This window comes from Flavobacterium sp. NRK1 (genome assembly GCF_024054175.1).
GTDB lineage: Bacteria > Bacteroidota > Bacteroidia > Flavobacteriales > Flavobacteriaceae > Flavobacterium.
Map to the genome: position 1 here is coordinate 1,757,633 of NZ_JAMXLA010000001.1, position 20,424 is coordinate 1,778,056.

The window sequence follows — 20,424 nt, forward strand, 5'->3', positions numbered from 1 at the left end:
ATTAAATAAAAAACTACAGGTGTTAAAGGTTCTTTTTATGCACTTAAAAAAACCGGCTTAAAGCCGGTTTATATAGATGCCATATCGTGTTGCATTATATTTTCTTCAATCGCATTCCAGAGTCCTATCCTCTTTTCCAGGGCAAGCATAGATATTTCTTCTACTTCTTTCCATTTTTGAGAATCATCAGCACAAAGTTCTGATATCATTTGCATAGCCATAGGGCCATGTTCATCTGCATCAAGCTCAATATGCCTTTCAAAATAATAAATTAGCTTATCAAGATTGGTTTCAGGAAAATTTTTCTGAAAATTCCTTAGTATTTCTGTAAACATTGAAGGTATAAGGTCTTCACGGCCAAATGTAAATGCAGCCGCAATTTCGTGCGGTTTTCCCTGTTCAATTACGCGGAATGTAAAATCCAGAAATGCTTTTATATTTTCATGCAGGCTGCTGGTTCTTATAGATACAAATATATTTTGCGTAGTTACCACATCTTCAAGAAAAGCTTCTATTGAAGTTATGTCAGCGCCACAGGCCTTCATTGCATCAATATACATTTCGTAGTGGCTTTGCCTTTTTCCATCGATGTTAATATCAGTTTCTTCGGCAAGTACTATTTCGTTTATCAGGTAGCGCATATCAGGATTACCTACTGGCAGCCACGGAGTAGTGGTACAGGTAAGTTTAGATTGTAATGCCTTAAGGAGGGACATGAAATCCCAAACAGCATAAACATGGCCTTCCAGAAAATGCTTAAGGTCATCTATGGTTTTTACTTTTCCATACAGTGAGTGATTTAACAGCAGTTCCTTTTGGGGTTGAATACTACTGTTGATAGTAGCGGTGTTCATAGCAATAGTTTTTACAAAATTAAAAAAGCTTTAGCATAAAGCAGGGTATTTTATATCAATTTTATCAATACAAATATAATGCCTCGTTATTTTAAGATTATTTCTTTAATAACGTAATTATTTAAGAAATATTGAAATAAAGCTTATATTAAAATATACGTTTTACCTGCCTAAAAGGTTTTTTGTTCAAAACTTTTTTTAAAAAGATAATAAAAAAACGCCGCGATACTATCGCGGCGTTTTTAGCTTTTCCTAATTATTTTATTTAAAAGCAGCATGGCCCGTAATATCCATACCGGTTATAAGCAGGTGTATATCATGAGTGCCCTCGTAAGTTATAACACTTTCTAAATTCATCATATGGCGCATAATAGAATATTCTCCTGTTATACCCATTCCTCCTAAAATCTGGCGTGCTTCGCGTGCTATATTTATAGCCATGTCTACATTGTTTCTTTTAGCCATAGAGATCTGTGCAGAAGTCGCTTTGCCTTCATTTCTTAATACACCAAGCCTCCATGTAAGTAACTGCGCTTTTGTGATTTCGGTAATCATTTCGGCAAGCTTTTTCTGCTGAAGTTGAGTTGCTGCAATAGGTTTGTCAAACTGTATGCGTTCCTGTGCATAACGTAAAGCAGTATCATAACAATCCATAGCGGCGCCAATAGCACCCCATGCAATTCCGTAGCGTGCAGAATCTAAACACCCAAGTGGTGCGCCAAGGCCGGATTTGTTAGGCAACAGATTTTCTTTAGGTACTTTTACATTATCAAATATAAGTTCTCCGGTTGCAGAGGCTCTAAGCGACCATTTATTATGCGTTTCCGGTGTTGTAAATCCTTCCATGCCACGTTCTACAATAAGCCCGTGAATGCGTCCTGCTTCATCTTTAGCCCATACTACTGCAATATCTGCAAAAGGGGCATTTGAAATCCACATTTTAGCACCGTTTAAAAGATAATGATCACCTTTGTCTTTAAAGTTAGTAACCATTCCGCCCGGGTTAGACCCAAAATCAGGCTCGGTAAGCCCAAAACAGCCCATAAATTCGCCTGAAGCAAGTTTAGGCAGGTATTTCATCCTTTGCTCTTCATTACCATATTTCCATATAGGATACATTACTAACGACGATTGTACAGATGCTGTAGAACGAACACCGCTGTCACCACGTTCAATTTCCTGCATTATTAAGCCATAAGAAATTTGGTCAAGGCCAGCGCCACCATATTCTTCAGGGATATAAGGTCCAAATGCTCCAATTTCGGCTAAGCCGTTTATTATTTGCTTTGGGAATTCTGCTTTTTGTGCATAGTCTTCTATAATAGGAGATACTTCACGCTTAACCCATTCGCGGGCAGCGTCGCGCACCATTTTGTGTTCGTCAGATAAAAGTTCGTCTAACAGGTAATAGTCTGGTGCCTGGAAAAGATCGGGTTTCATATGCTTGATGTTTTTAAACGGGAACAAAAGTAATTAAGTATTCTAACAAAACCGCGAAAAAATGTTGTAATTTTTAAAGCTATATCGTTATAGCTTCTGGCTGTCAGAAAAACTGACTAAGTTGCGGTGTAAATTTTAATTTCAATGATTTATCTTATTTTGTAGTTTTATGTGCTTCAACCAAAATCACTTAGAATACGAAAAATTTCAGGCTAACTTCTGTGGTGCTATTAAGTGCCGGCCTGTATGCTCAGGATAATATTGTAGCTGCAGCCGATACCGCTAACAACGAAAAAATAATTACGTATTCGCTTAAGGAGGTTGTGGTTTCTAATGCTACGAACGAATTGGTATTGGGAGAACTCAACAATAAATCTAAAAAGGGAAATTTTTTTGCTTCGGATGGCAGGATTGCCTGTTATTTTGAAAACAGTGTAGGTGGGAGTTGCTTAAAATCACTGTTTGTTAAAATACATAAGGTGAAATTTAAAACTCAAGCCCGCATTATCTTTTATAAAAGGCATGATTATATAAAGGAATATTATGCTTCTGCAGGCGAAACAAAAGCAGCTTATGAATCGTTCATTCCGGGAGAACAAATTGCAGCCGAAGAAATTATAGTTACGCTACAGCCCGGTCAAAAAGGTATTGTTGAGTTTGATATTTCAAAATATAATGTAGCAATGCCTGCCGATGGACTTTTTGTAAGTCTTGAAGGAGGAAGTTACTTTGATGTTAGCGGGAATGTTATTTCTAATGCAGATGTAAAATTGAAAGACAAGACCTGGGTAGATTTTTATCCTACAACTGAAAATAATTACTGTGAATGGTCATTTACGCAGGGATCTCATAACTATTTTTAGATAAATGTCAATCGGAGGATAAAAAATGATTTTGAGGTAACTTTTAAGCATAAACCTTCAAAATCCATACTTGTGGCACCAAACTTCGGATTGAAAGTGGCGCGTAACTAATTACATCTTTAAATAGAAATCTTTGGTAAGCGAAATGTACTCGCGAGTATAATTATGGCGTTCAACTTCTATTGTAAGCTCATCAATAGCTATTTCTTTTTTATCTCTGCTGAAAGCTATAAGACTGCGTTTAATTTCTGTAGTAGGTGTTCCTTTAACGCGGGTGACTTTAAAAGGATATAATTCCTCTTCTTGTGCAAGTGCTATAAATTTTTCTTCTTCTTTAAAAGGAATTATTACAGCGAGTACTCCGTTTTCTGATAATAGAATTGCGGATGCTTCTACTAAATCCTCAAAAGGGAGTGATTCTGTAAAGCGTGCTTTGTCACGTTGCTCATCACCGGAAAAATATCCATCAGTATAAAAAGGAGGGTTAGATACGATAAGGTCATATTCGTCTTCCGGCTCTTCCATAAATTCATCAAGTCCGGCGTGGTAACAAAAAAGCCTGTCACCCCATGGTGAATTTTCAAAATTGTCTACCGCCTGTTCGTAGGCATCATCATCAATTTCAATAGCATCAATTTGCTCTGCATGGCTGCGTTGGGCAAGCATAAGTGCAATTACCCCTGTTCCGGCTCCAATATCCAGTATGCTGAATGGCTTGTGCTCAACAGGAGACCATGCTCCAAGTAAAACACCATCGGTACCTACTTTCATGGCACATTTGTCTTGTTGAATAGCAAATTGTTTGAATTGGAACATTGTATAGATGTGAGATCTTAGATATTAGAATTGAGGTAACAGCTTTAATTCAACATCTAAATACTAACCGTTAAGATAAAGATCTACAAGTCCTTCAGGTGTATTAAGCACTACCTTTTTATTTTCACGGTCTATTTTTACAATAAAATCGTCAATCATGGGCACAAGTATCTCAATGTCTCCTTTTAATATCTCAAAAAGAGGTTGTGCTGAGCTGTCATTTATAGAAACGATTTTACCAATATTGCCAAGGCGTTCATCTTCGGCATCAAAGCCGATAACTTCGTGAAAATAGAATTTGTTACCCTCAAGTTTAGGAAGTGCAGATAAGGGAAGGTAAACAGCAGCTCCCATAATTTTATCAGCATCATCTTCGCTGTCTATATCTTCAAAGCGGGTACGTAAAAAATCTCCTTTGTGTATAGAGGAGGTAACAATAAAAAATGGAACCAGGTGTTTGTTTAACTCAACAAACACCGATTCCATGTTTTCATACAACTCGGGCTCGTCAGTATCTAAATAGATAAGTACTTCGCCCTTGTAGCTAAATTTTTTGGCGATCTTGCCTAAATAGAAACAATCTTCTTTACGCATGTATCGCTAAAATAATTAAGCCTGAGTTTCTTCGTTGTTTTCTTCCGTAGCTTCAGTTTCAGCAACTTCTTCACCTTCAGCTGTAGCCTCTTCTGCAGACGCAGCAGCAATAACATCAGCTTCTGCTTGTTTTGCAGCAGCAATACGGTCTTCGTTAACTTTCTTTTCAGCAGCAAGTGCTTTAGCTTTAGCATCAGCTTCTGCTTTAGTAAGCCCTTGTTTTTTAGCATCAACTTTTCCTGCTTTCTCATCAAGCCACTGAGCTAATTTAGCATCAGCCTGCTCCTGAGTAAGTGCACCTTTACGTACACCTCCGTCAAGATGGTGTTTAAGTAAAGCTCCTTTGTAAGAAAGGATAGCTCTTGCAGTATCTGTAGGCTGAGCTCCGTTGTGAAGCCATTGTACAGCGCTGTCAAGATTAAGGTCAATCGTTGCAGGATTAGTGTTTGGATTGTAAGTTCCTAATTTTTCAAGAAATTTACCATCTCTTTTAGAGCGGCTGTCCGCTGCTACTACCCAGTAAAAAGGTTTTCCTTTTTTACCGTGTCTTTGTAATCTGATTTTTACAGGCATAATCTATAGATTAAATTGTGAGGTTCCCGACCTCGTTAAAATTAAGGGTGCAAATATATAAAACTTTAGTATATAAAAGTTTTTATACGCTGATTTTATGATTTCTTATCTTTAAATTAATCATGTTTTTGATTTTTTATTGTGATTTATTCTATTTTGATTAGGATATATTCTATAAAAAACTATTTTTGTCGTTGTAAAATTTGAATTACCCCTTTCTAACTATTTAATAATGAAAAAAATTTTATCACTTTTAGTATTGCTGGTCGCGTTTGCCTCATGTGAAGAAGATGTAAAGTTCAATACTCCGGCAGTGCAGGCTTTTAAGGGCCAGAACGAGAATAAAGAGTTATGGAAAGCAACAGATTTTTCTGCGGTTAAATCGGGCAATTCGGTAATTGTAACTGCTAAAAACGATATAGAGACTATAGTTTTAAAAATAAATAATCCTGTACCGGGCGAGCCTTTAGGTTCTGAACATGAGTTAGGGGTTGACGAACTTAATAAAGCTACTTATAATATGGATGTTGACGGGCTTCAGGATTTTTACCAGACAGGTACAGGCCTTGGAAGCGGAAAAATTACTATAAGAAGGCCGTTAGATAACAATATTAACGCTACAGATGGGAAAGGTTTTATTTCAGGTACTTTTTACTTTAACGCAGTAAATGATGCTGGAGAAATAATAAACTACAGTGAAGGGGTGTTTTACAAAGTGCCTATTGTAACAATACAGTAATTTGCAGTATTGCTAACGTTATAAATATAAACCGCCTTTACGGCGGTTTTTTTATGTAATAGTTTAATGTTAAATCTTAAAATTGTATTAAAAAAAAATAATAAGTTGTTTTGTAACTAAATAAGTTTACATTTGTAAGGAGTATAAACACCGAACAAATTTTTTTTTTATGAACATATTCGTAGGTAGCCTTCCGTTCAGTTTAGAGGAGGCAGATTTAAGAGAGTCTTTTGAGGCTTATGGTGCTGTAGAGTCTGTAAAGATCATTACAGATAAATTTACAGGCAGAAGTAAAGGTTTTGGCTTCGTTGAGATGTCAAACGACGATGAGGCTCAAAAAGCTATCGATGAGCTGAATGGCGCTACAGTAGCAGGCAGGACTATTGTTGTAAACAAGTCTGAGCCGAGACCGGAAGGCGAGAGAAAGAGCTTTAACAACAACCGTGGCGGTGGTTTCAACAGAGACAATAACCGTAGTGGTGGTGGAGGCTTTAACCGTGGCGGTGGTGATTACAACCGTGGAGGACGCTACTAAAAATAGATATTTACAAGTACAATATATATTTTATCCCGACTCATTGAGTCGGGATTTTTTTTGTCTTTTAAACAGGGTTTCTCAAAGGTTCATTTGTTTATAACTTATAATCTCCTTTCTTTTTAAAAATTGTATTTTTGAAAAGTCTGCTCCCTTGAGTAGTAATTCATTAAAATTTTTTTATAAAAATCCTTAAGTTGGTATGTACCTGATATTTGACACTGAAACAACCGGATTGCCCAAACGCTGGGACGCCCCAATTACAGATACCGATAACTGGCCAAGGTGTATACAGATAGCCTGGCAGCTGCATGATGATATGGGGCAGCTTATAGAACATCAGGATTATATGGTTAGGCCTGATGGGTTTAATATTCCCTATGATGCAGAGCGTATTCACGGTATATCTACAGAACTGGCTGCAGAGCAGGGTATTGAACTTGCTGAGGTTTTGGAAAAATTTAATGCAGCATTATCAAGATCAAAATTCATAGTAGGGCAAAATGTTGGCTTTGATGTTAACATTATGGGATCTGAATTTTACCGGATGGGGATAGAGAGTCCTATGGTGAAAATGAAAGTACTTGATACCTGTACAGAAATTACTGCCGACCTTTTAAAACTACCGGGAGGCCGTGGAGGCCGTTTTAAACTGCCTACCCTTACCGAGCTTCACCAGTATTTATTTGGTGAGCCATTTGCCGAAGCGCACAATGCTACTGCCGACGTTGAAGCAACTACACGCTGTTTTCTGGAGTTGTTAAAAAGACAGATTTTTACAGCAGAAGAGCTGGATGTGCCAGTTTCATATTTTAGTGACTTTACAACGAAAAATCCTCAGCCTATACAGCTTATAGGATTAAAGCACATAAACCTGAAACAAGCCTCTGTTGAGGTACGCAGGCGACTTGAACAGCTTAAATCTGCGGAGGTTATTCATACTAATATCGCAGAAGAGCATCATGATATAAAAGATACAGATTTTGTACATCTGCATAATCATACGCAATTCTCTGTACTACAATCTACTATATCTGTACCGGATCTTGTTAAAGCAGCGGCCAAATATAAAATGCCTGCTGTTGCCATGACAGATCATGCTAATATGATGGGCGCATTTCATTTTGTAAGTAATGTGCTTAATCATAACAAAGTAGCCGAAGCTAAAAATAAAGCTTTAGAGGAAGCAGGAGAGCAGCCTACCGAGGTATTGATGAAACCTATTGTAGGTGTTGAGTTTTTTGTTTGTGATGATCACAGGGATAAAACACGTAAAGACAACGGTTACCAGGTTGTTTTGATGGCTAAAAATAAAAATGGCTATCATAATCTGGCAAAAATGTCGTCTATAGCCTTTACTGCCGGATTCTATTATGTACCCAGAATTGATAAAAAAGTTATAGAGCAGTATAAAGAAGATATTATTGTATTGTCGGGGAATTTATATGGGGAGATTCCCAACAAGATATTAAATATTGGTGAAAATCAGGCTGAAGAGGCATTGCTGTGGTGGAAAGGCATGTTTGGCGATGATTTTTATATAGAGTTAATGCGCCATGGGCAGGAAGATGAAAATCGTGTAAATCAGTCATTAATTTCATTGGCCCGCAAGCATGACGTTAAACTTGTAGCGACTAATAATACTTATTATGTAAATAAAGAAGACTCTCATGCGCACGATATCTTATTGTGTGTTAAAGATGGTGAAAAACAGGCAACGCCAATTGGGCGGGGCCGTGGTTTCCGTTACGGGCTTCCTAATAATGAATATTACTTTAAGTCGGGAGATGAGATGAAGGAGCTTTTCAAAGACCTGCCCGAAGCTATTGCTAATATTCAGGAAATTGTAGATAAAGTTGAAATTTATTCACTTTACAGAGATGTATTGCTTCCCAAATTTGATATTCCTGAAGAATTTATAGATCCTGAAGATAAATTAGATGGGGGTAAACGTGGCGAAAATAAGTACCTGCGCGACCTTACTTACAAAGGTGCGCAAAAGCGTTATGGTGAAATAACCGATGATGTTCGCGAGCGCCTTGATTTTGAATTGAAGACCATTGAAAACAGTGGCTATCCGGGATATTTTCTTATTGTACAGGATTTCATTGCCGAGGCACGTAATATGGGTGTTTCGGTAGGGCCGGGAAGAGGATCTGCGGCGGGATCTGCTGTGGCGTATTGTTTAGGGATTACAAATATTGACCCTATTAAGTACGACCTCCTTTTTGAGCGTTTCCTTAATCCTGACCGTGTATCAATGCCCGATATTGATATCGATTTTGATGATGAAGGACGTGGCCGTGTAATGGATTACGTTATTAATAAATATGGGGCAAGCCAGGTAGCACAAATTATTACCTATGGTACTATGGCGGCAAAATCGTCAATTCGTGATACCGCAAGGGTGCTAGATCTGCCATTATTTGAAGCTGATAAAATAGCGAAGCTAATACCTAACCTTAAGCTTGCAAAAATATTCAATCTTGATGCCAATGCTCTTAAAAGTGCATTGCGTGCAGAAGAATATGAAAAGGTTGTAGAGCTTATTGCTCTTGCTGATGGGGGTGATTTAACAGGTGAAACTATTCAGCAGGCAAAAGTTCTTGAAGGGTCATTGCGTAATACAGGTATCCACGCATGTGGTGTAATTATTACACCGGATGATATTACCAATTTCGTACCTGTATCTGTAGCAAAAGACTCCGACCTTTATGTTACCCAGTTTGATAACTCGGTGGTAGAAAGTGCAGGATTGTTGAAAATGGACTTTTTGGGTCTAAAGACTCTTACGCTGATAAAAGATACCGTTAAGCTTGTAAAATATAAGCATGGCATTGACCTCGATCCGGAATCGTTTCCGATAGATGATGTAAAAACATATGAGCTTTTTCAGCGTGGTGAAACTGTAGGGGTGTTTCAGTATGAATCGCCAGGCATGCAGAAATACATGAAGGATCTTAAGCCTACTGTATTTGCCGACCTTATTGCGATGAATGCATTATACCGTCCGGGCCCGTTGGAATATATTCCGAGTTTCGTTAGAAGAAAGAATGGGGAAGAGGAAATTAAATATGACCTTGATGCCTGCGAAGAATACCTGAAAGAAACTTATGGTATTACGGTATATCAGGAACAGGTGATGCTACTGTCGCAAAAGCTGGCTGGTTTTACGAAAGGTGAAGCCGACGTATTGCGTAAGGCAATGGGTAAAAAGCAAAAGGATGTACTGGATAAAATGAAACCTAAGTTTATAGAGCAAGCTGCCGAAAAAGGGCATGATCCTACAGTACTTGAAAAAATATGGAAAGACTGGGAAGCGTTTGCAAGTTATGCTTTTAACAAATCGCACTCTACCTGTTATGCTTGGGTTGCCTATCAAACAGCCTATCTTAAGGCGCATTATCCGGCAGAATATATGGCTGCTGTACTTTCCAATAATATGAACGATATTAAGCAGGTTACCTTCTTTATGGAAGAGTGTAAACGTATGGGCTTACAGGTTCTTGGGCCTGATGTAAATGAATCATATTATAAATTTACAGTTAACGACCATGGAGCAGTGCGTTTTGGTATGGGGGCGATTAAAGGTGTTGGCGCCGGTGCGGTAGAAACTATTGTAGCAAACAGAAAAGATGGAGCTTATAAATCAATATTTGATCTTGCCAAACGTATAGATTTGCGTGCTGCCAATAAAAAAGCGTTTGAAAACCTTGCCCTTGCCGGAGGCTTTGATTGTTTTACTAATACACACAGGGGGCAGTATTTTCATATGGATTCCAGCGAAAATATTTCGTTTTTGGAAAAGGCTATGCGTTATGGGTCTAAATTTCAGGAAAACGAAAATTCATCTCAGGTAAGCCTTTTCGGGGAAGCAAGTGAAGTGCAGATTCCCGAACCTGTAGTGCCGCCGTGTGAAGAATGGAGTACAATGGAAAAGCTGGCAAAAGAAAAAGAAGTTGTAGGTATTTATATATCAGGGCATCCGCTTGATGATTATAAATTTGAAATGAAATATTTTTGCAATTCAAGGCTTGAAGCACTCAAAAACCTGGAGCAGCATATTACAAAAAATTTAAGTTTTGGGGGTATTATTTCTAATGTACAGCACAGAGTTGCCAAAAATGGTAAAGGCTGGGCTTCATTTGTTCTGGAAGGATATGATGAAAGTCATGAATTCAGAATATATGGAGAAGAATATCTCAAGTTCAGGCATTTTCTAATAGGTAATAATTTTACGTTTATGAAAGTGCTTGTTAAAGAAGGCTGGACAAATGCAGAGGGTAAAAAGGGGGAGCCGAGGCTTCAGTTTATAGCCATACAATATCTTCAGGATGTATTAACCACATTCGCCAAAAAACTTATCATTCAGTTTAATGTATTAGATTTACAGGATCAGCTCATCGTAACGCTTAGCGAACTCTTTAAAAGCAATATTGGAGACAATACAGTAACTTTTGAAGTAATGGAACTGCAAAAGGTTATGAGGAAGGTTGAGATTGCCAATACCCAATTAAAAGACACTGCAACAGAGGATATTGATGAATTTGATCAGGAAGTTACAGAACCTGTTATAGCGGACGTGGAAGATATACAGGTAATGACTAAATTAAGTATGCCAAGCCGTAAATTGAAGGTTAAAATAAGTAATGAATTGCTACATGAACTGGAAAAACTTCAGGTGAATTTTAAACTGAATTAATTTTCTTAATAAATTCCTTCTATTTTAAGATAGCTAAAACTAATATATGTTTAACAAAAAAATGAATATTAATATGTAAATTTGTTATCTAAAACTAATTTAAAAAAGAATATATATAATGGCACAAGCAATAACAGATGCTACTTTTGATGAAGTGGTATTAAAATCAGACAAACCGGTATTAGTAGACTTTTGGGCAGCATGGTGCGGCCCATGTCGTATGGTAGGTCCTATCATTGAAGAGATCAGCAACGAGTACGAAGGAAAAGCTGTTGTTGGTAAAGTAGATGTAGATGCTAATCAGGAGTTTGCTGCAAAATACGGAGTAAGAAACATTCCTACAGTATTAGTTTTCCAAAACGGAGAAGTAGTAGGCCGTCAGGTTGGTGTAGCTCCAAAAGCAACTTATACTAATGCTATTGATGCTTTACTATAATTAAGTTACAAAGCAATTAAATATAAAAGAGCTCTTACTTTATGGTAAGGGCTTTTTTATTGGAAAATTGCAGATAACCTGTATCGCTATGGGAGGATAAATACAAAATCGCTACATTTGAAATTATGAAGATAGAAGGGCAATTAGAAAAAATATCCAGTTTTTCGCATCTTGAATTACTGGCAAATCAAATCGTTGAAGGGTTTATTTCAGGTATGCATAAAAGTCCGTTTCACGGATTCTCCTCAGAATTTGCAGAACATAAGGTATATAATGCAGGTGAGAGTACCAGGCATATAGACTGGAAGCTTTTTGCCCGTACCGACAGGTTATATACTAAACGCTTTGAAGAGGAAACTAATTTAAGGTGCCATCTTATAATTGATAATTCTTCTTCTATGCATTATCCAAAGCTTAAACAGGGACAGCAGTTTTACGAAAATAAGATTGGTTTTTCAGTTTTAGCATCTGCGGTGCTTATGGAGCTTTTAAAGCATCAGCGCGATGCAGTAGGACTTAGCGTGTATTCTGACAGCTATGAGTTCTATGCGCCGGAAAAGGGCAGTGGCAGGCATCACAGGATGTTATTGAATAAGCTTGAAGAGATGCTGAATTCACCAGGAAGAAGCAAGCCAACAGATACCACAACTTTTTTGCACCAGATAGCCCAGAAAATGCATCGACGTTCTATGATCATATTGTTTACAGATATGTTTCAGCCGGGTAATGATGAGGCATTGTTTAATGCCCTGCAGCATTTAAAACATAATAAGCATAAAGTAGTTCTGTTTCATGTTATAGATAAGAAAACGGAGCTTAGCTTTGATTTTGATAATGCCCCGAGGAAATTTATTGATATAGAATCTGGAGAAGAAGTAAATCTTTTTGCCGAAAATGTAAAATCAGAATATGAAAAACGGGTTGAACAATACTTTAAAAAAGTGGCAGAAACCTGTATGCAGTATAAAATTAAGTACGTTCCTGTTTCGGTAGATGAAAAGTTTGAAAAAATTTTAACTACATACCTTGTTGAGAAACAAAAGTTTGGATAATTGATGAAAAAATAATCTAAAAATTATTTTAAAAACACTTGCAGAATTTAAAAACAGTCGTATATTTGCACCCGTAATAATGAAACAAACAGTGCTACACTGAGAGAGTCATTTGAAACGCTGGTTTGGTAGTTCAGTTGGTTAGAATACATGCCTGTCACGCATGGGGTCGCGGGTTCGAGTCCCGTCCAGACCGCCAGTTAAGGGAAAGCAGCCTCGCAATAGCGGGGCTTTTTTCGCCTAAAATATTAAGATAGTTGTGTTGTTTACGTTAAGCTTCGGGCTTAACAAGGTTTAGTAGTTAGACCGATGAGAAGCTTTCCATTAGATTGGAGGGCTTTTTTGATTTTAGGAAGTTTTCAGATCTTATTTTATGCTAAAAGAGACATAATAAAAAGATGCCGGAATTTTAAACTAACTTATTTTCCTTATTTTTGGGCTTTCCACATTGTTATTATCTCTGAATGAAAAAAATTGCAATTCTGTTTATTATACTATTATGCAACTCCTGTCGCTTCTTCGATGGTCAGGTGCCTAATGAGGAAGAACTTTTGCAGCAGCGCCTTAAAGAGATAAACTGGAAAGAAGTAAGCAGTTATCCTTCAATAGCAGAATGTGATGCTATAATAGATAAAGAACTTAAAAAAGAGTGCTTTTTCTCTTCGCTTACGGCACTTATACAACAAAAGCTCGATATTGACACTATTGCTATGCTGTATCCTGAAATGGACACTATAGACGTTAAAGTAACAGTGTTTTCTAATGCTACTTTAAAATTTGAACCTCAGATGCCTGAAGATATGGTAAGCTACAATAAAGCCCGTATTGACAGTATTATTAAGGCAAGGCTTGTGGATTTTCCTAAAATTGAACCTGCTCAAAAAGAAGGCGTGCCTGTTACTACTCAATTTATACTTCCCGTTATTCTTGATGTAAAACAGTAGGTGTGTTTGTTTCTTTTACTGGTTTAAAAGTAAATACAAAATAACTGCCTATAGTTACGGGCAGTACCGTATTAAGCAGCCATATAAGTGTAGCTATAAATATTACTATCCATTCATTTACGCCTAATATTCCGAAAAAAAATACGGCAACACTGCCTTTTACTGCGAAATCCAGAAACTGAAAGCTTGGTAGGGACGATCCTAAAAAATAAGTGGCAGCAATTGTGCTTATTATTAATAGATAAGGTAATTGTATGCCAAACAAAAGGAATAACAAATAGTATTGGTGCAGTATTGTAAGGTATCTTAAAATGGCTAAGGCTATATTTTTTTGATGAATACTTTTAGGCAGGCTGTTTAGCATCTCTCCTAATTTTTGTAATGAATAGCCTTTTATAGTAATTTTTCGGGCAGAAGCTAACAGTATAGTCAAAACAACAATACACGCTAAAATTACTATGGCCAAATTACCCGATATTGCCGGATAGATGTAATTGAAGAAAAATAAACCTGCTAAACCCACAACTACTGCAAGTATAAGCTGAATACCATTGCATAAAAGGTTAAGAAAAATAACTTCCCCTGCTTCTGTTTTTTTGTAATACATCACCTTTGCAGCATATTCACCTAAGCCATTTGGTGTAAAAAGTGCTGCGGTTACTGCTGCCAATACCTGTTCGGTTGATTTACCAAGTGATATAGGATAAATAGAAGAGGCAAGATTTTGCCATTTTACTATTTCTATAAAGCGGTTTAAAAATGTAAGAAACAATAAAGCAGTAATAAGCCAGTAAGCATTTTTGTTATCAAGCAAGGCGGTAAAACGGGTCCAGTCCAGTTTTTCATTGTTAGCCAGCCTGCTGTAGATAAAATAAAATGCTCCGCCTACTATCAAAACTTTGATAATGACAACGAGTAATTGCTTAGCTTTGCGTGAGGCAGACATGGCTGCAAAAGTAAAGAAATAAAATTGGCAAACGAACGTATTATATTAGGTATAGATCCGGGTACAACCATTATGGGTTTTGGCCTTATAAAGGTTATTAATAAAAAAATGGAGTTTTTGCAGCTTAATGAGCTGCAACTGCATAAATATGATGATCATTATGTAAAGCTCAGGATAATTTTTGAACGAACAATAGAACTTATAGATACTCATCACCCCGATGAAATAGCTATTGAGGCACCATTCTTCGGCAAAAATGTACAGTCCATGTTAAAGCTTGGCAGGGCACAGGGTGTTGCTATGGCTGCCGGACTTTCACGTCAGATACCTATTACCGAATATGAACCCAAAAAAATAAAGATGGCAATTACCGGAAACGGAAATGCAAGTAAAGAGCAGGTGGCAAAGATGTTACAGCAACTATTGGGACTTAAGGAAATTCCGAAAAATCTGGATAGTACCGATGGACTTGCCGCTGCGGTATGTCATTTTTTTAATTCAGGTAAAGTTGTTGCCGGAAAAAGTTACAGCGGATGGGATGCTTTTATAAAGCAAAATGAAGATAGAATAAAATAGGCAGTAGCTAATAAGAATAGTATGGCAGGTATTTATATTCATATTCCTTTTTGCAGGCAGGCATGCCATTATTGCGATTTTCATTTTTCTACTTCTATGAAAAAGAAAGACGATATGGTTTTGGCATTGGCTAAAGAAATAGCCATGCGTAAAAATGAGTTTGCTAATGAAATGGTTGAAACCATTTATTTTGGAGGAGGTACACCATCTGTACTTACTAATGCCGAAATTGAACTTCTTATCGATGCTGTTTACAGTAACTATTCTGTAACACACGATCCTGAAATTACCTTAGAAGCTAATTCTGATGATTTATCGGTAGAAAGAATAGCTGAACTTTCAGCATCTCCAGTAAACAGGCTGAGTATAGGTGTACAATCATTTTTTGAAGATGATCTTAAAATGATGAACCGTGCGCACAACGCTGAACAGGCAGATACATGCCTTAATGAAGCAGTAAAGTATTTTGATAATATTTCTGTAGATCTTATTTACGGTGTGCCCGGCATGACAAATGAACGATGGCTATATAATGTAAATAAAGCGTTGTCTTTCGGAATCCCTCATATTTCAAGCTATGCACTTACAGTAGAGCCCAAAACGGCTCTGGATAAATTTGTAAAAAAAGGACTTATTGCCCAACCTAGTGATGAGGTAGCCCAAGAGCATTTTCAGTTATTGGTAGATACTCTGGAAGCAAACGGATTTATACATTATGAGCTTTCCAATTTTGGTAAAGAGGGTTATTTCTCTAAAAATAATACCGCCTATTGGCTTGGTAAAAAATATTTAGGCATTGGCCCCTCAGCGCATAGTTATGACGGTATTCATCGTAGCTGGAATATTGCTAATAATTCACTTTACTTAAAAGAAATAGAGGAAGACAAGCTACCTGCCGAAACTGAAAAACTTACCCCTGCCGACAGTTATAATGAATATGTTATGACAGGCTTGCGCACTATTTGGGGCGTGTCGGTACAAAGAGTTCATGACGAATTGGGTAATCTTTTTAGTAGTTATCTTCTAAAAGAGTCAGATAAATTTATAAACCAGGGACTGCTTGTTAATGATAACGGTATTATTAAAACTACCAGAGAAGGAAAGTTTTTAGCCGATGGGATTGCAAGTGACCTGTTTTATGTAAGTTAAATCCTGTTTCCTACAACAAATCCAAACTTAAATCTCTCCAGTATTAAAAAAATAATATAGCAAAGAATTACTGCGAGCCCAATTTGTGCAATAGCTTCAAAATATGGCTCAGGACTTATTTTGTGTAAAATGGGGTACAAAAATACCATCATTGGAGAATGATATAAATGAAGTAAATAAGTATAGCCTCCTGTTTTTACAAAAGTAAAATTAAGCGATACAAAATTTATAAAGAATAATATCGCTATAATATATTTATAAGTGTCTTCTGTATAAAAATAAACGGCAGCAATAAGCATAGGCAATCCAACAGCGTTTATAATTAGTTTTTTGCAATTATCTATATTGTATTTTTTAATAATAAATCCGGTTAAAAAAAGTAACGGAATATCATACCTCAAAAGTACGTTTCCAAAAATTAGCAGAGGAATTATGAATGCCAAAGCCCAATAGTGCTTTCTTGTTAATGATAAAAAACAGAAAACTATAAAAAGATCCCTAATAAAATAGGTTGGAGGATTTATAGGTGGCTTGTGTAGTGAAAATAAACCTTCTGTGATTAAGGTATAATCATAAGTTAGCCTGTTTAAAAAATTATATCCAAAGGCATTTATAAGCAAAACAGGAAGTATTACAGCAAGATTGGCGATTAGATAAGGAATAAGAAGGCTCTTTATTTTTTTATTTAACAGATTCCCTTCGGTAGGATTCATGCAAAATAAATATCCTGATATTATGGACAGCAAAAGTGTCCCATAGCGGGGTAGTGTTTCCAATACAAAATAAGGAACACTATTACTGTGCGTAAAATTATGTCGTATATGTGTAAATGTTATAAGAATAACACCTACTATTCTCATAAATTCAATAGGATAGTTAGTGCCGTTCGTAATCTTTTGCATTTTACACTGTTTTTTTTGGCAATAATACACACAATTAACTATTTTAAAAATCTATTTCTTTATTTTGTAAAAAAAAAGTATGATTGCTGTCATTAACGGTTTTAAAATAGATTTAAACCAGCCTATAGATATTTCTATTCCACTTACTAATACCGATGCTAATCCAATTGCATGGTATGTAGATAAACCCGTTATAGATCCGGTAAAAATGGGAGACTGGATAGGGAAAGTAAGTGAAGGATCATCTACCAATTTTAATAATATATTTTTTAATCCGCACGGGCATGGTACACATACCGAATGCCTTGGGCATATAACCAGAGATTTTTACAGTATCAATGAGGCATTGAGGCAATTTTTCTTTACTGCAGAGCTTGTATCTGTAGAGCCTGAGCAAGTAGAAGAGGATTTTATTATTAGAGCAGAACAGATAGAAAAAGCTCTTGGAGGGAAAACGCCGGAAGCTATTATTGTTCGCACGCTTCCAAATGAAAAGGCTAAGACATATAAGAATTATAGCAATACCAATCCGCCTTATATTGAAGAGGCTGCTGCGGCATTTATTCGTAAATGTGGTATTAAGCACTTGCTCATAGATCTGCCAAGTGTAGATCGTGAAGAGGATGAAGGCAGACTTTTGGCGCATAAAGCATTTTGGAATGTTAAAGATGTAAACAATCTTAATGAAGATGCCCGTCATGATGCTACTATTACCGAAATGGTATTTATAGACGATGCTGTTACCGATGGCACTTATTTCCTGAATTTACAGATAGCTTCTTTTGAAAATGATGCCAGCCCCAGTAAACCTGTTTTGTACAAAATATCATGAAAAAGCTAATTCAACTGGAAGAGGCTGCTTTATTCGGATTAGGCATTTACCTTTTTAGCCTGCTTAATTATGCATGATGGTGGTTTCCTGCTTTGCTTTTAGTACCCGACCTTTCTATGATAGGCTACGCTTTTGGAAATAAAGTTGAGGCATGGGCATATAATGTTTTACATCACAGAGGATTGGCAATAGCTGTTTATCTTTTAGGGCTATACCTTGCTAACGAAGCTGTTCAGTTAACAGGAGTAATGCTGTTCTCACATTCTTCTATAGACAGGATGTTCGGCTACGGACTTAAATATGAAAAAGGATTTAAGTTTACCCATCTTGGTGAAATTGGAAAGTAATAAAAATATAAAATGAATATACAGGCATTTTACGAATACTGCCTTTCAAAAAAAGGCGTTACCGAACATTTTCCGTTTGATGAAGATACCCTTGTTTTTAAAGTAGGCGGTAAGATGTTTGCTTTGTCATCATTAAACCAATGGGAAGCAGGAAAAGCATCCGTTAATCTAAAATGTGATCCTGAAAAGGCACTTGAATTACGTGCTGAATATGAGGCTATAGAACCGGGTTATCATATGAGCAAAGTGCACTGGAATACGGTTACTGTTAATGGTGATGTGCCTGCCAGACTGTTTAAAGAATTAATAGATCATTCGTATGAGCTGGTGCTTAAAAGCCTAACAAAAAAACTACAGGCAGAAATAAATAGTTTGTAATAATAATCTGAAATAAAATCAGTTATAGGTTTTCAATATTATGTACTTATGGAAGGAACAAACAGAATTGAAGAACTTATACCACACAGATATCCTTTTTTATTTGTTGATGAAATACTTTCGGTAAATAAGGAAGAAATAATTGGTGTAACTACTTTTAATGATGGAGAAAATCCGTTATTAGAAAGTAGTTATGTGACTTCTGGTATTATACCCGGAACTATTATTCTGGAAGCTATGGCACAATGTGGAGGTGCCGGCGTTAGGTTATTGGGTATAGCCGAAGGTGTTTTTGCATTGGCACATGTACAAACCACAGCGTTTTTTAAAGCAGTACATTATGATGAACAGGTAAAGTTTATAATAAAAAACATACGGCTTAGTGCTAAAATAGTAAAGCAGCAGGGCAGTGCCTATGTAAATGACGATCTGGTAATGGAAGCCTCGTGGATGAGCATCAAAATAGATACTTCAATGTTAACCGCTGATAAATAATAAATGCCCCACATTGTGGGGCATTGTATTTTACATTACATTTTTTTGTTTATCGGAAAAGCTGTCGGCCTGTAATTCTAAAAGTTCAATAGCTTTTTTCTTCTTGTAATCATATAAGCCTTTGTCCTGTCTTATTTCGCTGTAAACATCGTCGTATATGCCGGCGTCAGTGGTGCGCATTAAATCACGCTGATAATTGTTTTGTGCCAGGTTTGTTTTCAAAGCCATTTCGGCATCTTCCAGCTTAAAGTCATATTCTCCCTTGGGCGAAAGCAGTTTTGCTATTATTGGTGATGTTTCGATAGCCAGGAAAAGCAGCATAATAAAAATAGAAGGCAGTGCCGGTAGTTTGTTAAGCGCATTAATTCGCGCCATTAATCCGTCAAAATTGTCAATTATAGGCTGGGTTTCAGTAACCTTTTTGTTAAGATCTGCCTGTAAAGTTTGTGCCTGTTTTTCTTTTGCAGCTATTTTTGCTGAATTTTCTTTTTTCAGGTTTTCCAGTTCAAGCAATACGGCATCGTGTTTTAATCTTTTCTCTGCATATACGGGGCCTTTGCCTAATTTCATAGTTCCTTTAGTGCCTTCAGCTTCGGTGATATAAGTATTGTAAAGTGCATTTACTTCTTTTTCTTTTTTAGCAATGGCCGATTTCAAACTGTCTGTTTCGGCTTTGTTTTTGGCAAGGTCGCCCTGAAAAAAATTGGCTACCTGCTTTTTGTTGGCTATAGCAAGGGTGTTTTTTTCTTTAAGCAAAACCGTATCTATCTCTTTCTGAAATATTTTTATTTCCAGTGGTTTAGATATTACAATGGCAATGATCATAGCAAGTATAATACGCGGAGTTGCCTGTAAAAATTCCTGTCCGAATTTGTCGCGTTTTCGTATAGTCGAAACAATAAAACGATCCAGATTAAAAATAAGGAAACCCCATACCAGCCCAAAAAATGAGGCGGTATAAATATTGTCGAAAACGGTGTAAAGGGCGTAAGATGCGGCTATCCATGCCATAAGTGCTGTAAAGAATACTGTAGCACCTATACCGGCATATTTGTTTTGTTCGCCATTAGAACAGCTGTAAACAAGATCTTTGTCTACCCCTGAGCAGGTAATAAAAAAACGTTTTAACATGATGATTGTTTTTTGATGATGATGATGTGTACAAATGTAACGCGTTTTTTAATATAATGGTATAACAGGTTGATATGTTTTGGTTTAGGAAATAAAAAATCCGCGTGCTACGGCACGCGG

At 36.8% G+C, this 20,424-nt stretch carries 20 protein-coding genes, 1 tRNA gene and 1 pseudogene; 14 read left to right on the forward strand and 8 right to left on the reverse strand.

Annotation, left to right across the window (positions count from 1 at the left end; translation table 11 throughout):
- Nucleotides 1-68: 68 nt before the first annotated feature.
- Nucleotides 69-854: a DUF3050 domain-containing protein gene (locus tag NHE85_RS08040; protein ID WP_252811442.1), complete on the reverse strand. Its 786-nt coding sequence runs from the start codon at nucleotides 852-854 to the stop codon at nucleotides 69-71.
- A gap of 261 nt (nucleotides 855-1,115) precedes the next feature.
- Nucleotides 1,116-2,294 (reverse strand): acyl-CoA dehydrogenase family protein, encoded by a 1,179-nt coding sequence (locus NHE85_RS08045; protein ID WP_252811444.1) that lies wholly within the window; start codon nucleotides 2,292-2,294, stop codon nucleotides 1,116-1,118.
- 221 nt (nucleotides 2,295-2,515) lie between these two features.
- Between NHE85_RS08045 and NHE85_RS08050 the strand changes: the two genes are divergently transcribed.
- Entirely contained in the window at nucleotides 2,516-3,157 is a 642-nt protein-coding gene (locus NHE85_RS08050; RefSeq protein WP_252811446.1) for a hypothetical protein, read from the forward strand.
- A gap of 111 nt (nucleotides 3,158-3,268) precedes the next feature.
- On the opposite strand, the gene NHE85_RS08055 is transcribed toward NHE85_RS08050, so the two are convergent.
- The 3 genes from NHE85_RS08055 to NHE85_RS08065 form a co-directional block, all read right to left on the reverse strand.
- Nucleotides 3,269-3,973, reverse strand: a complete 705-nt coding sequence (locus NHE85_RS08055) for a tRNA1(Val) (adenine(37)-N6)-methyltransferase (RefSeq protein WP_252811448.1) — start codon at nucleotides 3,971-3,973, stop codon at nucleotides 3,269-3,271.
- Nucleotides 3,974-4,036: 63 nt separating this feature from the next.
- A complete protein-coding gene (gene rimM / locus NHE85_RS08060; protein WP_252811450.1) occupies nucleotides 4,037-4,567 on the reverse strand; it encodes a ribosome maturation factor RimM in 531 nt (176 codons plus the stop codon).
- A 15-nt stretch (nucleotides 4,568-4,582) separates the two neighbouring features.
- Nucleotides 4,583-5,140 (reverse strand): 30S ribosomal protein S16, encoded by a 558-nt coding sequence (locus NHE85_RS08065; protein WP_252811453.1) that lies wholly within the window; start codon nucleotides 5,138-5,140, stop codon nucleotides 4,583-4,585.
- A gap of 232 nt (nucleotides 5,141-5,372) precedes the next feature.
- On the opposite strand from NHE85_RS08065, the gene NHE85_RS08070 reads away from it, so the two are divergent.
- The 7 genes from NHE85_RS08070 to NHE85_RS08100 all read left to right on the forward strand — a co-directional run bounded on the left by NHE85_RS08070 (nucleotide 5,373) and on the right by NHE85_RS08100 (nucleotide 13,548).
- Nucleotides 5,373-5,879, forward strand: a complete 507-nt coding sequence (locus tag NHE85_RS08070) for a DUF6252 family protein (protein ID WP_252811454.1) — start codon at nucleotides 5,373-5,375, stop codon at nucleotides 5,877-5,879.
- A 169-nt stretch (nucleotides 5,880-6,048) separates the two neighbouring features.
- Nucleotides 6,049-6,414 (forward strand): RNA-binding protein, encoded by a 366-nt coding sequence (locus NHE85_RS08075; RefSeq protein ID WP_252811455.1) that lies wholly within the window; start codon nucleotides 6,049-6,051, stop codon nucleotides 6,412-6,414.
- 202 nt (nucleotides 6,415-6,616) lie between these two features.
- Nucleotides 6,617-11,116 (forward strand): DNA polymerase III subunit alpha, encoded by a 4,500-nt coding sequence (gene dnaE / locus NHE85_RS08080; protein ID WP_252811457.1) that lies wholly within the window; start codon nucleotides 6,617-6,619, stop codon nucleotides 11,114-11,116.
- A gap of 118 nt (nucleotides 11,117-11,234) precedes the next feature.
- Nucleotides 11,235-11,552 (forward strand): thioredoxin, encoded by a 318-nt coding sequence (trxA, locus tag NHE85_RS08085; RefSeq protein ID WP_252811459.1) that lies wholly within the window; start codon nucleotides 11,235-11,237, stop codon nucleotides 11,550-11,552.
- 125 nt (nucleotides 11,553-11,677) lie between these two features.
- Nucleotides 11,678-12,604 carry a DUF58 domain-containing protein gene (locus tag NHE85_RS08090; RefSeq protein ID WP_252811461.1) on the forward strand — a complete coding sequence of 309 codons (927 nt, stop codon included), beginning with the start codon at nucleotides 11,678-11,680 and terminating at the stop codon, nucleotides 12,602-12,604.
- A 122-nt stretch (nucleotides 12,605-12,726) separates the two neighbouring features.
- A tRNA-Asp gene (locus NHE85_RS08095) sits at nucleotides 12,727-12,803 on the forward strand.
- Nucleotides 12,804-13,068: 265 nt separating this feature from the next.
- A complete protein-coding gene (locus NHE85_RS08100; RefSeq protein WP_252811463.1) occupies nucleotides 13,069-13,548 on the forward strand; it encodes a hypothetical protein in 480 nt (159 codons plus the stop codon).
- Here NHE85_RS08100 and NHE85_RS08105 read toward each other — a convergent pair.
- Complete coding sequence (locus tag NHE85_RS08105) at nucleotides 13,526-14,494, reverse strand: lysylphosphatidylglycerol synthase domain-containing protein (RefSeq protein WP_252811465.1); 969 nt, start codon at nucleotides 14,492-14,494, stop codon at nucleotides 13,526-13,528. The genes NHE85_RS08100 and NHE85_RS08105 overlap by 23 nt on opposite strands.
- A gap of 24 nt (nucleotides 14,495-14,518) precedes the next feature.
- On the opposite strand from NHE85_RS08105, the gene ruvC reads away from it, so the two are divergent.
- Both ruvC and hemW read left to right on the forward strand, forming a co-directional pair.
- On the forward strand, nucleotides 14,519-15,070 hold the full coding sequence (gene ruvC / locus NHE85_RS08110) for a crossover junction endodeoxyribonuclease RuvC (protein WP_252811467.1): 552 nt from the start codon (nucleotides 14,519-14,521) through the stop codon (nucleotides 15,068-15,070).
- Between the two features lie 21 nt (nucleotides 15,071-15,091).
- A complete protein-coding gene (gene hemW, locus NHE85_RS08115) occupies nucleotides 15,092-16,219 on the forward strand; it encodes a radical SAM family heme chaperone HemW (protein ID WP_252811469.1) in 1,128 nt (375 codons plus the stop codon).
- On the opposite strand, the gene NHE85_RS08120 is transcribed toward hemW, so the two are convergent.
- Nucleotides 16,216-17,121: a hypothetical protein gene (locus tag NHE85_RS08120; RefSeq protein WP_252811470.1), complete on the reverse strand. Its 906-nt coding sequence runs from the start codon at nucleotides 17,119-17,121 to the stop codon at nucleotides 16,216-16,218. The two genes, hemW and NHE85_RS08120, sit on opposite strands and share 4 nt — an antisense overlap.
- 79 nt (nucleotides 17,122-17,200) lie before the next feature.
- On the opposite strand from NHE85_RS08120, the gene NHE85_RS08125 reads away from it, so the two are divergent.
- The 4 genes and pseudogenes from NHE85_RS08125 to NHE85_RS08140 all read left to right on the forward strand — a co-directional run bounded on the left by NHE85_RS08125 (nucleotide 17,201) and on the right by NHE85_RS08140 (nucleotide 19,173).
- A complete protein-coding gene (locus NHE85_RS08125) occupies nucleotides 17,201-17,953 on the forward strand; it encodes a cyclase family protein (protein ID WP_252811472.1) in 753 nt (250 codons plus the stop codon).
- Between the two features lie 89 nt (nucleotides 17,954-18,042).
- A pseudogene (locus NHE85_RS08130) lies at nucleotides 18,043-18,300 on the forward strand (DUF4260 domain-containing protein); the annotation flags it as partial.
- A gap of 12 nt (nucleotides 18,301-18,312) precedes the next feature.
- The gene (locus tag NHE85_RS08135) at nucleotides 18,313-18,678 is read left to right on the forward strand and encodes an MmcQ/YjbR family DNA-binding protein (RefSeq protein WP_252811474.1); all 366 of its coding nucleotides are present in this window, start codon (nucleotides 18,313-18,315) and stop codon (nucleotides 18,676-18,678) included.
- A 48-nt stretch (nucleotides 18,679-18,726) separates the two neighbouring features.
- On the forward strand, nucleotides 18,727-19,173 hold the full coding sequence (locus NHE85_RS08140) for a 3-hydroxyacyl-ACP dehydratase FabZ family protein (RefSeq protein ID WP_252811477.1): 447 nt from the start codon (nucleotides 18,727-18,729) through the stop codon (nucleotides 19,171-19,173).
- Nucleotides 19,174-19,203: 30 nt separating this feature from the next.
- Here NHE85_RS08140 and NHE85_RS08145 read toward each other — a convergent pair whose 3' ends face one another.
- The gene (locus tag NHE85_RS08145) at nucleotides 19,204-20,304 is read right to left on the reverse strand and encodes a DUF4407 domain-containing protein (protein WP_252811479.1); all 1,101 of its coding nucleotides are present in this window, start codon (nucleotides 20,302-20,304) and stop codon (nucleotides 19,204-19,206) included.
- Nucleotides 20,305-20,424: the final 120 nt, after the last annotated feature.